Origin of the sequence: Kineothrix alysoides, from assembly GCF_000732725.1 — a bacterium.
Taxonomy (GTDB): Bacteria; Bacillota; Clostridia; order Lachnospirales; family Lachnospiraceae; genus Kineothrix; species Kineothrix alysoides.
Genome location: NZ_JPNB01000001.1, coordinates 2,253,248 through 2,268,283, shown reverse-complemented (window position 1 = coordinate 2,268,283; position 15,036 = coordinate 2,253,248). Strand labels below are relative to the sequence as shown.

The window sequence follows — 15,036 nt, the reverse complement described above, 5'->3', positions numbered from 1 at the left end:
AACTATGTCTAAATCAAATACTATTGGGATAGTCGGAGGTTTGGGACCATATGCAAGCATGGATACGGCAGAAAAAGTGTTTTTGAATACCATAGCCAATAAGGATCAAGATCATTTACCGTTAATAATGATTTCACGTCCATGCGACATTCCGGACAGGAGCAGTTATCTGTTGGGAAAAACCAAAGTTAATCCGGCTTATGAAATAATTGAAATAATCAAAGAATTAGAAAATGCGGGTGCCAATATAATTGGCATCCCATGTAATACGGCTCATGCTCTGCCTATTATGAGTGTGATAAGCAATGACCTGAGAGAGAGAAAGAGCAAAGTCGTTCTAATCAACATGGTGGATGAAGTAATAAAATTTATAACCAATTATTACCCTGAGGTAAAGAGAGTCGGCGTGTTGTCATCCTTGGGCACGTACATATCCGGCTTATATAGGGAATCCTTGACAGAAGCAGGATATGATGCCGTATTTCCAAGTGAGTATGATCAATACCATAAGATTTAGAAAGCAATATATAATCACAAATATGGAATTAAGGCAAATGGAGTAAAAGTCTCGGATATTGCAAGAAATCACATCTTGGACTGTATTCGGAAGATGCAGGATTCAGGCATTGACATGATTGTATTAGCCTGTACTGAACTGCAGCTTGCAATTGATATAAATCAGATTGATGATATTCCGGTAATCGATACGTCCTATATTTTGGCGAGAGCATTGGTAAGGGAAGCGGATAAAAAGAAACTATGTAAGTTACAGGACAGAAGTGAGAAAGGGTGAAAAAGAATGTGTGGTATATGTGGAGTCTTTGACATGCAGCAAAGAGATAGGATAGACGGCGATATTCTTAAGTGCATGAATGAAAAGCTGGCACACCGGGGCCCTGATGCATCTGCAGAAAAAATAGAAAGGAATCTGGGAATAGGATTTAATCGATTAAGCATTATTGATATCGATAATGGTATGCAGCCTATATTTAATGAAAGTGAATCTATTTTTACTATATGTAACGGTGAGATATATAACTATAAGGAACTGACTCAGGAGTTGGAAGCAAAGGGACATCGTTTCAGAACGAGAAGTGACTGTGAATGTATCATCCATCTTTATGAGGAATATGGGGTCGAGTTTATAGAAAAGTTGAATGGCCAATTTGCATTTTTCTTATTTGACCGATTGAAGAATGAGATAATATGTGCACGGGATCATGTGGGAATTGCTCCATTTTTCTATACGATTACAGATGGTTTGTTTATTTTTGGTTCCGAGATCAAGGCGATTATAGAGCATCCCGCAGTGATGAGAAAATTGGATATTACAGGTTTGGACCAAATCATGACTTTTCCCGGCTTAATAAGTCCCCGGACTATGTTTCAGGGAATTTTCAGCCTGAAACCGGGACACCGCATTATTATTAAGGATTATACGAACTTCAGGATCGAAGAGTATTGGGATGTATTATATCCTGAAAATAGGGAACTCGAGCATGAGGAAAAAGAAGATTATTACGTGGAAAGGCTGGATGAACTTTTGACCAAGGCAGTAAAGTATAGGCTGCAAGCCGATGTACCGGTGGGATTTTATGTCAGCGGCGGATTGGATTCCTCCGTTATAGCAGGAAAAATCAATCAAATAGATACGGATAAAAAGGAATCCTTTTCCATCGATTTCTCAGACCGGGATATTTCGGAAGGTAAATATCAAAGATTGATGGCGAGCAATGTAAATACACGTCACAATGAATATAATCTTGGCTTGTGTGACCTGGTCGGCGGGCTGAACAGAGCAGTATATCATGCAGAATGTTCGCTGAAAGAGTCCTATAACATAGCGACGATGAAATTAGCCGAAATGGCTCATGCGAAGGGAATCAAAGTAATATTGACAGGGGAAGGGGCTGATGAACTATTCGGAGGATATATAGGATATCGTTTTGATAAGTTCAACCAAATGAGTCCAAGACAAAAGACAGATGATTGGGAAAAGGAGCAATTATGGAGGGATAAAGTATGGGGAGATTCCGACTTCTTATATGAAATCAATTTTTATGCGTATGAAAAGATAAAAAGAGAAATTTATTCCGGTGAAGTAAACGCTGTCTTTCATGACATCAACTGCCTTAATCATTCTATTATAGATAAAAATAAAATTCAAAACGTGGATTTATTGCATAAAAGATCGTACATAGATTTTAAGCTACGGATGGCTGACCATTTACTTGGGGATCATGGAGATAGAATGGCTTTTTCACATTCTGTCGAAGCAAGATTTCCGTTTTTAGATAAAGATGTCATTAGCTTTGTTCTTAAAATGCCGCCTTTTATAAAGCTTAAGGATTTTGATGAAAAATATGTGCTGAAAAGAGCGGCAAAAAAGTACGTCCCGGAAGAAATTCTCAAAAGGCCTAAGTTTGCCTTTACGGCGCCGGGCAGTTCGGAAATATTAAAATCTGACCGTGAATTTGTAGAAGATATTCTTTCTTTTGAGAGAATAAAGAGGCATGGAATTTTTAACCCCGAAAAGGTTGAGGAGTTGAAAAAATTATATTTACAGCCGGATTTTAAATTAAATGTACCATATGACAGCGATTTTCTTATGATTGTGTTAACTACAGAAATGTTGTTGGACAAGTATAAAATGGTTGGTTAGGAGAGAAGAAAAATGAGTGAAAAATTGATCTTTCAGCAGATAATGTATGAAAAGCTGCAGGAATACAGCAGTCGGCAGGCTTATGTCTGCGGAGATGAAAAAATGTCATATGAGGAAGTGAATAATCATTCGGATATGATATTAGAGCAATTGCATAAAAAAGGATTAAAAAAATCGGATCAGATTATTCTGTTTATGGAAAAGAGAACTGATTTGCTTCTGTCAATAATAGCCTGTCTGAAAGGCGCGTTTATATTTGTACCCTTTGATACGGATATTCCCGATAATCGATTAAAAAATATGTACGAAGAAATTGATGGCAGATTGATTATTACCGATAGAACTAATTATGACAGAGTTGCCGGTATCATTGGCAAGAATGCGGAAGAAAATCAGATATTGATTATTGATGAAATGGATCGAAATGACAGGAAAGTAATTAAATCGGAGTATAATGAGGCTTTATATACTCCGGATGACCCCATTTACATATTCTATACATCCGGTTCGACAGGAAAACCAAAAGCGATTATAGGATGCAACAAATCTTTAAGACATTTCATCGAATGGGAGACGGAAACATTTTCCGGATGGGAAAATGCTGTAGTCAGTCAGTTGACAACACCAGGACATGATCCGATACTGAGGGATATTTTTGCAGCCCTTCTCACCGGGGGAACGGTTGCAATACCGGAGAATAAAGAAGGTGTGCTGAATATAAACAAGCTGGTTTCATGGATCAATAGCATGAAGGTAACTCACATACATTGTACGCCTGGCATATTTCATGCAATGGTTGAAAACAAGCCGTCAAAGGATGATTTTAAGGAACTGAAATATGTTCTGATGGCAGGCGAAAAATTAAATATAAAAGCATTAAAAGAATGGTACGGCATTTTCGGTGAGAGAATAACCTTGGTCAATATGTATGGTGCTACAGAGACGACAATGATAAAAATGTATCATGTAATCAGCAGCAGAGATATTGAAAGAGGCAGTGTTCCTATCGGTGTGCCGATGAAAGGCGCGGCAGTCATTATATTGGATGAACACCAAAAGGTACGTCCCAAAGGAACGATTGGGGAGATATATATCAGAACGCCTTACAGGTCTTTAGGATATTACAATAAGGACTTAAATGCAGGATGCTTTATCACGAACCCGTATTCAAATGGTGACTCCGATATTTTATATAAGACAGGTGATCTGGGGAAGGTTCTTAACGACGGAAATATTGAGTTTCACGGAAGAATTGACAGACAAGTCAAAATCAGGGGTATTCGTGTCGAATTAAGTGAAATAGAAAAGCATATGACAGAATTTAACGGCATCAGAAATGCGGCAGTTGTAATGAAGCAGAAGGATAATGCGGATAAAATTATGGCGGCATTTTATACGGCAGATGAGGCCATAGATCAAGAAGAACTTAAAAACTTCTTGAATGCCAGAATGAACGATAATATTATCCCTGTTTTATACATTGGATTGCAAGAAATGCCGCTGCTGTCTAACGGTAAGATGGACTATCAAGCTTTGGAGAATTATAAGGCAGAACTTAAAAATGATTTGAAGAAACCCTCTAATGATATTGAAGCGAAAATGGCCGATATCTGGAAAGATATATTGGAAATCAATGAGGTTGGAGTAGATCAGAATTTTCTGCATATCGGCGGTCATTCTTTAAATATTATGACCATGATTACAAGAATAAACAGGGAATTTGATGTGGAATTGTCTTTATCTGAAATTTTTTCAAATGCAACGATTGAAAATCTGGCAGCAATTATTGAAAAACGGGAAAAAGGGGCAGAGGAAGAAAAAATTCGCCATATTAACCGGGGGAATGTATTCCCTCTTTCAGATACACAAAAAAGAATGTACGCCTTGTGGCGCTCCGATATGGAATCTACGGTATATAATATGCCTGCCGCTTATTGGGTAACAGGGAAGATCGATAAGGAAAAATTGGAGAATGCAATAAAAAAAGTTATCAGCAATAACGTTACGCTTCGTGTAAAGTTTGTACAGAACAACAATGAAATTCAACAGGAGATAGTAGAAGATATCGATTTCTCACTTATATCCGGCAATATGGAAGAAAAGGATGCCGGACAATATGTGGAGAGTTTTATCCGGCCTTTTGACCTGGAAAATGCACCATTAATTCGAGGAGCATTAATGCGGGCGGGAGACAGACATCTGTTTGCAGTAGATATCCATCATATTATCGGAGACGCTATATCCATGGAAATCATGATTAAACAGATTACGGATGCGTATGCGGGAACAGAGACGGAAAAAGCGGAAATTCAGTATGATGATTATTGTGATTGGAGTATAAGATATCGCAAAAGGGAGTCATATTTAAAACAAGAGAAGTATTGGCTGGATGCTTTTAAAGAAATACCGCCGCTTCTTAACTTTAAAACAGATTATGAAAGAAGGAAGTCCAATAGTAATAAGGGCAGGTTGATTTATTTCGATATGGCAAGTGAACTTTCTGAAATGGCATATGATTTTGCCGCAAAGAATTGTATCACCCCTAATTTGCTGTTTCTTGCAATTTATGTTTTATTACTTTACCGTTACACCGGGCAGAATGATATTACCGTAGGAACGGTTGCCGCAGGCAGAATGAGGCCGGAAGAAAACAATATTATAGGACCATTTATCAATACGTTAGCTTTACATAATACATTTAAAAGAAAAATCAGCTTTTCAGACTTCTTGGATGTGATTAAGAATACGGCAGTTGAGGCATACGAAAATCAAGAGTATGCATTTAATCTGCTGGTGGAACAATTAAATATCCAATATGAGGCAGGAAGAAATCCTCTATTTGATTTCGTATTCGATTTTCAAAATGAGAGCAGGCAGCAAATAAAGCTCGAGAATTTGGAATTTACCCCTATTAAATTAAAAATAGAGAATGCCAGATTTGATTTTTGTCTTCATGTTACAGAGGCAGATCATGCTTTTTCGTTTGGAATAGAGTACAAGACAGGATTATTCAAAGAAAAAACGATATGTCGTTTTGCGCAGCGTTTCAGGACCTTGTTGATCAACTGTCTGACATGCCCGGAAGCAGGCATTGAAGATATGGAGATGCTTGATGAAGGAGAAAAGAAGAGTATTTTTGAATTCATGGGAAACATAGATCAGAACTCGGGATTTGGAACGGTTGATGCAATGTTCGATCGGTGCAGCCGGGAAAACGCAGATATTACCGCAATAGAGTATTATGATGAAGAAAATGTAAAACAAATCATGACCTATGGAGAGCTATATACGAAGGCCGAGGATCTGGCAGAATATTTAAGTACTAAAGGTATCCGGAGGGGGGATATCGTAGGTATTTACATGAATAAGATACATAATGCCATAATAGCCATGTTGGGTATATTAAAGGCAGGTGCCGTTTATTTGCCTGTCGGTGTGGGATATTATCCGCCGAAGCTGATAGAGTCTATGGTAAATGATAGCAGAATGAAGATCTTAATTTCAGAAGAAAGCAAAGATAACAATATAAATGACGTATTGGAACAAATAAGAGACAGGCAAAAGGGCGGCACAGAAATCGTGAAGTATGATGCTGTACTGCAGGAGAAGGCAGAAGGAACAAAGAAAGCGTGTACGGATGGCTGCCATAATGAAGAGGATTTGGCGTATATTATTTATACATCCGGAACAACAGGTGTACCGAAAGGGGTTATGCTAAAGCATAAAGGTCTGGTTAACGTTGCCCAAAGTATGGGAAGCGTAATGAGAATCAAGAGTAAAGCCCGGGTTCTGCAGTTTTCATCTTTAAGCTTCGATATGTCGGTGTGGGAGATATTTACAACCTTACTCAACGGAGGAACGCTTTGTATATTAGACCGTAACGGAAAGCAGAGGGATGAAATCGATTTATTTCTGCGGGATGAAAATATTAATATAGCAACGTTAACTCCATCCCTGCTAAGAATAATAGATCCCGAAAAGCTTTCAGAACTAAGGGTGGTCGTATCGGCAGGAGAAAACTGTTCCGAGGAACTTTTGGAGAAATGGAATAAAGACCGGATTTTCATTAATGCATATGGACCGACGGAGACTACCATATGCGCGACTCTAAATATTGTAAATGATAAAAATGCAAGCAATATTGGAAAGCCGATAAAAAATACACTCTGTACTATTTTGAATGAGAATAGGGACATTTGTCCTATTGGAATTCCCGGGGAACTATATGTAGGCGGTGTCGGAGTGGGGGCAGGATATTTAAATAATGAAGAACTTTCCGGAGAAAAATTTGTTGCAGTTTCCGGACAAAGGATGTATAGAACAGGCGATCAGGTTTTATGGAATGAAGAAGGAAATATCGAGATACTCGGCAGATGCGATGAACAGGTGAAAATAAGGGGATTCAGAATAGAGATAGGTCAGGTGGAGGCCCGAATCCGGATGTATCAGGGAATCACAGACTCAGTCGTCGCAAAGAGCGATACAGATGAATTATATGCATTTTATGCCGGTAATGAAAAAGTAAAGAAAGGGGATTTGCTAAACTATCTGAAACAAGAGCTTCCTTCTTATATGATACCTTCCTATGTGATGCGTGTGGAACATATACCAGTCACAGCAGGCGGGAAAATAGATAAACGAAAGCTGCTTGATTCCTATATTGAGGATGAATTAGAGATAACGGATAAGGCTTCACCCAGAAACAGTAATGAAATGCATTTGCTGCAGATATGGAAAGAGGTCCTGAAGAGAGAAGATATTGGAATTGACGATAATTTCTTTGAAATTGGGGGACATTCCCTAAACGTTATTCAGATTATTTCAAAATCGAAGGAAGCAGGATTCGATATTAAGGTATCCGATATTTATTCGCGGCAAACAATAAAAAGTATTTCTGATTTAAATTTAATATAAGGAGGAGAAATGAAGAAAAAATATACGGAAATACAGGAAGACTTTTCGCAGATAATAAATTCACTATTAGAGCAAAATATATATTTTTCTGATCAAATACTTCATATGCCTATAATTGGTTATCATGAACTGGGACCCGCTCAAAGTATTTATCTGGACAACCCCGACTATTCGGGCTTTTGCAAAAGGATAGAGTTAGAGCTGGATGAAAAAGCATTGAATCTGGCATTTAATTGTTTGATTGAGCAGCAGGGGTTTTTAAGAAGTTGTTTGATTAAGGAAGCGAATACATATAAATGGCAGGTACATCAATTTAATGACAATATAAGGATTCCTATCGTGGATATTACCGCTTATCCGGAGAACTCCAGAGAAAGAATAATAAATGAATGTATTGAAAAAGTGTATTTGCATGAGTACAAGCTTCTGAATACGATAAAATATCGAATCTGTATTATTAGAGATACGAAGGAAAGCTTTATTATAATGGCGCCGATGTGCCATATCATATTCGATGCAATGAGTGCGAATATATTACTGGAAAACTTATTTTGTTTTTATGAGGAGCTGCTGCAAAAAGGTAAAATAAATCAAGTCATAACAACAGAATATTCCTCATACTTAAAGCAAATGAGAAAAGGACCGGTAAATATTAAAGAAAATGAACTGATCACAATGTTTAAAATTGGTGAGTTCTACCAGCGCATGATAAATATGAACATTTCACTTAATGCACAAAAACACATAATATTGCCTGAATATTATGAATGTCATCTATCGGTAGATAAAGACCCGTTTACTCAGTCAGTCGAAATTATATCAGATATATGTAAAAAGTATTTATATATGACGCAGGTTCCGTTATTTATGGTAAACATGGGACGCATCTATGAAAATAATGTTTATATGGATTTAATAGGTTTATTTATCGATTTTGTTCCTGTTGTTTATGATAGCAAAAATAGAGAAAATATTTCCGGATTAATGAACCTGTTGAACATTAAAAGAGAAAAGAATATTAATTTTCTTATGTTTTTAACGAAGGAATGGTCACCGAAAGGATTTGAAAAAGTCACAAAATACCTATCGGAATGCTATAAGATGATAAAAATTTTATTTAACTTTATTGGTGAAGTGCAAAATAATGAAGAGTTTGACAAAAATATTAATAGCATAAGTAAAAACAACTCTGAGAGGACAATTTTGTTTACCGCACTTATATGGGACGATGTACTTCACATTAAATGTAATTTGTCAAATGATTTAAGCAGCAGTGTATTAGATTCACAAATGGATTTGATATCATAAACCGAATGAATGAATTGGAGGATAAAATGGATAATATAAGAACGTTTCAAAAAGATACAAGTGTTTTAAGAAATTCAATATGCTTTATGTTCGGGCGTATTGCTTCTGAGCTGGGCAGTTCAATTTTTAAATTTGCCCTGAGCCTATACATATTGGATACGACAGGATCAGCAACCATGTTTTCTACTGTATTGGCAATAGGTATGGTTCCGGGTATTTTTGTAAACATTTTTGCGGGTGTTTTGATTGATAAAAGTGATAAAAAGAAAATTATCATTATTTGTGATTTATTAAGCGGCTTAATCATGTTTCTGTTATTAAGTATGCTGATGGGAAATTTAAACGGTATTGGAATATTAATATTGTATTCTATGCTCATCAGTACGGTTCAGTCGGTCTTTTCCATCACTATATATTCAGCAATTCCCAATTTCTTTCAAAAGGAAAAAGTAATGCAGATGAACTCAAGCTATCAGGGAATCGGCGCGATCGTTAACATCTTAGGGCCGGTATTGGGCGGTGTTTTTTATACCGTGATGGACTTCAAGCTGTTGGTTGGAATTATTACGATAGTATATTTTCTTGCCGCGCTGGTAGAAATAGGCTTGGTTTATTTTGAAAATGAAATTGTAAGCGGAGATAGTTACCGCAAGAATTTAAATAATGTTTTTGCTTATATAAGGAAAGAAAAAGTTATTTTCTATCTGCTCTTGATTGTATTAGCCATTAATTTCGTTTCCATCCCTCTGACCTCGGTAGTATTACCCTTTTTAGGATATAAAATTATGATGCTGTCATCTACTCAATATGGGGTGGTCCAGGGAGTTTGGTCTCTGGGTATAATAGCGGGTGCATTAGTTGTTTCCGTTAAGGCAGTCCAATCCAAAGTTACAAAAAGGATTTTTAGCTTATTACAGGTTCAGGGAATTGTCATCTTATTTTGGGCAGCGCCTTTATTGCTTGGAAAAATAAATAATTCCGTAATATTAGGTGCAATTATATTTAGTGCGGTTTTGCTGGTCGGAGGAACCTTGAACAGTATTATAAATATCCCTCTGCTAACCTATCTGCAAATCTCTGTTCCGGAAAATATTCGTGCAAGTATTTATGGAGTAGTTGTCTGCTGTATAACAATCGCGGCACCTATAGGAATATGGCTGTATGGATTTTTGATTGAGAAGATCAATATTGAATCCGGAATAGTTTTATCCAGTATTATTGTATTATTAGTAAGCACCTTTGCCGTTTGTAATAAACAAATTAAAGGATTTTTTGTAAAAGATATAGAAAACCTGTAACGTTTTACAGATATTGCCTCACTTATATATATAACAGCAAAATAAAGGAGGAATTTTCATGGTAAAATGTAAAAATAGGAAAACGGAGGACAAAAGGTGTTAATATTATCGAAATATATAGTTCGGAATATATTTGAAAACAAGGTACGGAGCGCCATTGTACTCGTCATTGTGGTATTGGCTTCCTGCGTTTCTATTATTACATTAAATTTACAACAGGTAGTGGAAGGAACGTATGAAAGTGTATATCGTGCGTCGATCGGCGACGCGAATATAACAATGGAAGGTCAAAGTGATTTTAATGAAAATCAAGTAAATTACGGGGGAGTTACAGTCGAAAAGATAGAACGCATACTGACTCTTTATGGAAAATTTATAGCAAATGGTAAGAGCTTAAAGGCAGATATACGCGGGGTAGATATACAGGAATATATTAATATGGGTTCCGTCAATTTATTGAATAATGTGAAGGAACTTCAAAGAGGAGAATGCGTTATAAGCGCAAAGACATCGAAAGAGTATCGCTTAAATACCGGTGATACGGTTACGGTATACGTTCATTCCCAACCGCATGAATTTACGGTAGCCGCAATAGGTGAAAGCAATAAAACTTTTTATGAAGAAAAAGGAAATATTCAGTTGTTGATAAGCCTTGATGATGCAAACGGAATTCTTGGGACGGAAAATATGATTTCAAAGCTGAGATTGAAAGCCGCCGGAGATACAACGGATGCCGTTGAAAAATTAAGATTAGAAAATAAAGACTTGTCAATAGCCGCCGGAGAGGAATATGATAATCTGCATTTTCAGATGCAGACGGTAAGCAGTTCCATGCTGATTGTTTTGTGTATAATAATTTTGGTTGGCGGATATATCATATCGTCAATTGCCGAAGTCATTGTAACAGACAGAATCCCAATTATCGGAACGTTCAGGAGCATCGGTACGGATCAGGTAAAAATAGAAAAGGTTTTGTTAATGGAATTCATGGCATATGGTTTCATTGGAACTGCGATCGGTATTATTGCGGGTATGGCAGGGCTGCCCTATGTAGCGGACTTATTTAATCAATATAAAGAATATGGTGTAAGGACAGCCGTTTCTTTTAACACATGGTATTTCGTTATCGCGTCAGGCATCGGTATTTTTCTCCCTCCTGCAGTTGCTTTAGTAAGTGTAAAAAGGGTCAGTAAGAAGAACTTGAAAGATGTAGTATTACGCGTGGATGACAGTAAAGAAATAAGAAAAAGTAACTATTTGACAAAGACGATCGTTGCCTTTGAAATTAGCCTGCTGTTATATTTTTTTAACCAGAAGGATAATTTTATCATAGGCTTGCTTGGAATCAGTGCTTTGATTGCAGGAGGGGTATTTCTTGTACAGTTTATACTGGTAAAAATACTGGGACTATTTAATAAAGCCCATCTGCTTAACGGAAGCGCAGAATTAGGTATCAATAATTTGAAAAATAATCGTTTCATCAGAAATAACAGCAGTATGATTGTAGTCATCAGTATGATATTCATGATTATTGCAACGATCATTAATGGGATTGCCAACACGGCGCAGATGGATTTGGATTCTTATGGTTTTGATATGATCGCCATATTGAATGGGGATGAGAACGTAAGCGAAGAGGACATTGCTTCTTATCAGGGAGTGTCGGGTGCATATGAATCCTATGAAGTAATGGCATATGGAGATTATGCAAACGGATATTGCAGAGTTTACGGAATAGATAAGTTTTCTGAGCTTAATCAATATATGAAAGCACTGCGTTATAACGGAACGGATCTGGATGCCAAATTATCAAAGATAAAAAATGGAATTGTCATAGATCAATATTGGGCCCGTGTCCAGAACATCAAGGTAGGGGATAAAATAAAGCTTTATTACGACGACAAAAAAACAACTAAGGCTGCGGATTTTGTTGTTGCAGATATATGGGATTGTTCCAAAGGAACAACAGACAGGGTGTTTGTCGGTATCAGTCTGGATAATTATAAAAGAATCTTTGATGAAGTTCCGGAACGCATCCTTGCTATTACGCAGTCCAATCCGGAAATGATATCGGACCAAATAGCGGAAGATTATGTTGATACAGATATTTCCGTCATGACAGCAGAAGAATTTCTTTCACAGCAGGTAGCGACAGTAAATACCATTTTAGGAATATTAATAGCATCAGTTATTTTATGCGGCTGCGTGATCATTATCGGGATATCGAGTAATCTGATCGTTTCATTTATACAGAGGAAAAAAGAATTTGCGACTTTATATAGTGTGTGTATGGATATGCATCAATTAAAGAGCATGCTCATATGGGAAACCGTTGCTTCATATGTGGGAATAATAATTACGATTGTCCTGCTCAGCGTACCTATAGTTATGAGTATCCCTAAATTTACAAACGGATTGGGGCTTATCATTGATTTCAATCTGAATCCGTCAATTATGATCGGTATAATGGCTGCAATATTTATTATATTATCGCTGACGGTTATAGGTCCAATCAAAAAAATTGGTGAAATGAATATTGTAAAGGAGCTTAAGTATGAATAATAATGAAAATAAAAAAGCGATTGATGCCAGAGGGATCAGTAAGATGTATCAGATAGGCAAAGAAGAATTTCAGATTTTAAAGAATCTGAATTTATCCGTAGGACAAGGAGAATTTATTTCTATTATGGGTCCTTCCGGTTGTGGAAAAAGCACATTATTATATATTCTGGGAGGACTTGACACACCGAATAGCGGAGAGGTATTGATCGAAGGAAAAAGCTTTGGAAAAATGACAGATAAAGAAAAGGGATCGGTCAGACGGAATAAATTAGGGTTTATTTTTCAATTTTATAATCTCATACCGAATTTAACCGTCAGCGAAAATATATTATTACCAATTGTTATGGATGGTAAAAAAGTTTTAAACTTTCAGGACAAATTAAAGGACATTCTGAACTTTGTCGGACTTACTGACAGAAAGGATTTTACCCCCAGGGAATTATCCGGCGGACAGCAGCAGAGGGTAGCGATAGCACGCACATTGATTACCGATCCTGATATTATTTTGGCAGATGAACCGATCGGTAATCTGGACAGCAAGTCAGGAATACAGATAATGGATTTGTTTAGAAGAATTAATAAGGAAAAAAATACAACGATTATTCAGGTCACACATTCAAATAAAGCAGCGGAATATGGACAGAAAATTATTTCGATGAAGGATGGTATCATTTTAAATGCATGATAAATAAGGGGGAGCCATGTATCAAACTAAAAGTTATTTAATAAATGATGTGAAAAAAATTACAGTTCATGATTTTAACACTGTGGTCAGGCTACTTCAGTCTCCGGATAGCAAAATATATATTAATTTATATGATGAAGATGGAGAAAGCTACAGCACTTCGTTAAACAGTGGTATTCTAGAAATTAAGAAGAAAGTTAAATGGCACCGGCATATATTAAACTGGGGCAGAGAGACAAAAGAACTGATTCTGAAAGTACCCGAGAATGATTTGCTGGATATTGAAATAAAAACAAAGAATAAAAATATATATATTGAAAAAGGAGTGACAGGAAATTTAAATTTACTAACAAATAACAGTAATGTAGACATTTATGATTGCAAGGCGAACAGTATATTTGTAAAAACGAACAATGGTCCTATCAGAATCATGAATGTTATCTCCCAAAGCGATATTACACTTAAAACCTTTAATGCATATATTAATGCTGAAAAAATTCTTTTTGACGGGGAGATGAGATGTAAGACTTCTAACGCATCAATTGATTGCACGGTTTATGGAATTCCGGATGATTTTCAAGTACGTGCAAAAACAATGAATGCAAACGTACAGATACCTGACGATTGTAAATACGGAGATAAAAAGATGGATTTGAAGACATCAAATGGAACGGTCACAGTAAAGTTTTGTTAAGCATGCGTATAAATGGAATAAAGTTTTTTGCTATACCGGAAGTATAAAATACAAAAACTGTCTTTCAAATTACAAAAATTGCCAGTAGCATTGTATATTTATGCAGATAAATGTAGAATGACGAAAAAAGCATGGAGGTATATTGTATGAAAACGAAAAAAAATGTTGTATGCAGAATGCTCGGTGTTATGAATTGCTTTGCGCTTATGCTGGTAGTACATACGGCAAATGTATGTTGTATTTGGGCATTTCATCAACCTGAATTTCCGGAAGCGGCAAACAAGTTTAAAAGGGTTCAATAATGATCTTAAAAGTTGTTCATTGTATTCTTAACAAACAGATTGAAAACGGAATGATTTCTGAAGAAGACACCAGTGTATACCAGTACGGTTATACACTGGTGTTAGAGGTCATGATAAATATTATTATAGCTATAATAATTGGGTTAATTTCGAGAGAATTAACAAGTGTAGCTCTGTTTTTGATGATGTTTATACCTTTGAGAAGTTATTGCGGCGGTTATCATGCTTCTGAAGGATGGATATGTATCATATTGTCTAACATAATTGTAGCAGCTATCGTACTCGTTGCCAAGGGATTCCACTTAGTTATGGGTTATATGCCTGTTCTTATCATAGAAGTGATTTGTGCTGTTGTCATATTACTTTTGGCGCCAATACAAAGCGATGCAAAAAAATTGAGCGATAAAGAAAAGCAAGCATATAAAAAATATATTCGATTCATTTTGATAATAGAATTATTTTTGGCACTCATATTTTTTTGCTTTTTTGAAATGAATAAATTTGGTTTGGTGATTGTAATGGCACATGTTGTACAGGCGGTTTCTTTACTTGCTGTGTATTTAAAAAGAAAAGGATATGGTGGCCTTGTACATAGAAAACTGAGGGGATAA

General features: G+C 36.3%; 11 protein-coding genes. All 11 read left to right on the top strand.

Annotated elements, in window-relative coordinates; translation table 11 throughout:
- The first annotated feature begins 4 nt into the window (after positions 1–4).
- The 11 genes from CC90_RS22320 to CC90_RS0110775 all read left to right on the top strand — a co-directional run bounded on the left by CC90_RS22320 (position 5) and on the right by CC90_RS0110775 (position 15,036).
- Entirely contained in the window at positions 5–517 is a 513-nt protein-coding gene (locus tag CC90_RS22320; RefSeq protein ID WP_051869398.1) for an aspartate/glutamate racemase family protein, read from the top strand.
- A 75-nt stretch (positions 518–592) separates the two neighbouring features.
- Complete coding sequence (locus CC90_RS23105) at positions 593–793, top strand: hypothetical protein (protein WP_242843276.1); 201 nt, start codon at positions 593–595, stop codon at positions 791–793.
- Between the two features lie 6 nt (positions 794–799).
- Complete coding sequence (gene asnB, locus CC90_RS0110815; RefSeq protein ID WP_031390788.1) at positions 800–2,662, top strand: asparagine synthase (glutamine-hydrolyzing); 1,863 nt, start codon at positions 800–802, stop codon at positions 2,660–2,662.
- A 12-nt stretch (positions 2,663–2,674) separates the two neighbouring features.
- Positions 2,675–7,576, top strand: a complete 4,902-nt coding sequence (locus CC90_RS0110810) for a non-ribosomal peptide synthetase (RefSeq protein ID WP_031390787.1) — start codon at positions 2,675–2,677, stop codon at positions 7,574–7,576.
- Between the two features lie 9 nt (positions 7,577–7,585).
- Positions 7,586–8,884, top strand: a complete 1,299-nt coding sequence (locus tag CC90_RS0110805; protein ID WP_031390786.1) for a condensation domain-containing protein — start codon at positions 7,586–7,588, stop codon at positions 8,882–8,884.
- Between the two features lie 26 nt (positions 8,885–8,910).
- The gene (locus tag CC90_RS0110800) at positions 8,911–10,182 is read left to right on the top strand and encodes an MFS transporter (protein ID WP_051869395.1); all 1,272 of its coding nucleotides are present in this window, start codon (positions 8,911–8,913) and stop codon (positions 10,180–10,182) included.
- A gap of 96 nt (positions 10,183–10,278) precedes the next feature.
- Positions 10,279–12,744, top strand: coding sequence for an ABC transporter permease (locus CC90_RS0110795; RefSeq protein WP_031390784.1), 2,466 nt, complete (start codon positions 10,279–10,281; stop codon positions 12,742–12,744).
- Positions 12,737–13,429: an ABC transporter ATP-binding protein gene (locus CC90_RS0110790; RefSeq protein ID WP_031390783.1), complete on the top strand. Its 693-nt coding sequence runs from the start codon at positions 12,737–12,739 to the stop codon at positions 13,427–13,429. Before CC90_RS0110795 ends, CC90_RS0110790 begins: the two co-directional genes overlap by 8 nt.
- Positions 13,430–13,445: 16 nt before the next feature.
- Complete coding sequence (locus CC90_RS0110785) at positions 13,446–14,123, top strand: DUF4097 family beta strand repeat-containing protein (RefSeq protein ID WP_031390782.1); 678 nt, start codon at positions 13,446–13,448, stop codon at positions 14,121–14,123.
- A gap of 146 nt (positions 14,124–14,269) precedes the next feature.
- The gene (locus tag CC90_RS23725; RefSeq protein WP_081905945.1) at positions 14,270–14,425 is read left to right on the top strand and encodes a cyclic lactone autoinducer peptide; all 156 of its coding nucleotides are present in this window, start codon (positions 14,270–14,272) and stop codon (positions 14,423–14,425) included.
- Positions 14,425–15,036, top strand: a complete 612-nt coding sequence (locus tag CC90_RS0110775) for an accessory gene regulator B family protein (RefSeq protein WP_031390781.1) — start codon at positions 14,425–14,427, stop codon at positions 15,034–15,036. The genes CC90_RS23725 and CC90_RS0110775 overlap by 1 nt, the downstream gene beginning before the upstream one ends.

Excerpts from the sequence above, each read along its gene's own strand:
- CC90_RS23725 (WP_081905945.1), top strand. The coding sequence starts at position 14,270 with ATGAAAACGAAAAAAAATGTTGTATGCAGAATGCTCGGTGTTATGAAT.
- CC90_RS0110805 (WP_031390786.1), top strand. The coding sequence starts at position 7,586 with ATGAAGAAAAAATATACGGAAATACAGGAAGACTTTTCGCAGATAATA.
- CC90_RS0110785 (WP_031390782.1), top strand. The coding sequence starts at position 13,446 with ATGTATCAAACTAAAAGTTATTTAATAAATGATGTGAAAAAAATTACA.
- CC90_RS0110775 (WP_031390781.1), top strand. The coding sequence starts at position 14,425 with ATGATCTTAAAAGTTGTTCATTGTATTCTTAACAAACAGATTGAAAAC.
- CC90_RS0110810 (WP_031390787.1), top strand. The coding sequence starts at position 2,675 with ATGAGTGAAAAATTGATCTTTCAGCAGATAATGTATGAAAAGCTGCAG.
- asnB (WP_031390788.1), top strand. The coding sequence starts at position 800 with ATGTGTGGTATATGTGGAGTCTTTGACATGCAGCAAAGAGATAGGATA.
- CC90_RS0110800 (WP_051869395.1), top strand. The coding sequence starts at position 8,911 with ATGGATAATATAAGAACGTTTCAAAAAGATACAAGTGTTTTAAGAAAT.
- CC90_RS0110790 (WP_031390783.1), top strand. The coding sequence starts at position 12,737 with ATGAATAATAATGAAAATAAAAAAGCGATTGATGCCAGAGGGATCAGT.
- CC90_RS22320 (WP_051869398.1), top strand. The coding sequence starts at position 5 with ATGTCTAAATCAAATACTATTGGGATAGTCGGAGGTTTGGGACCATAT.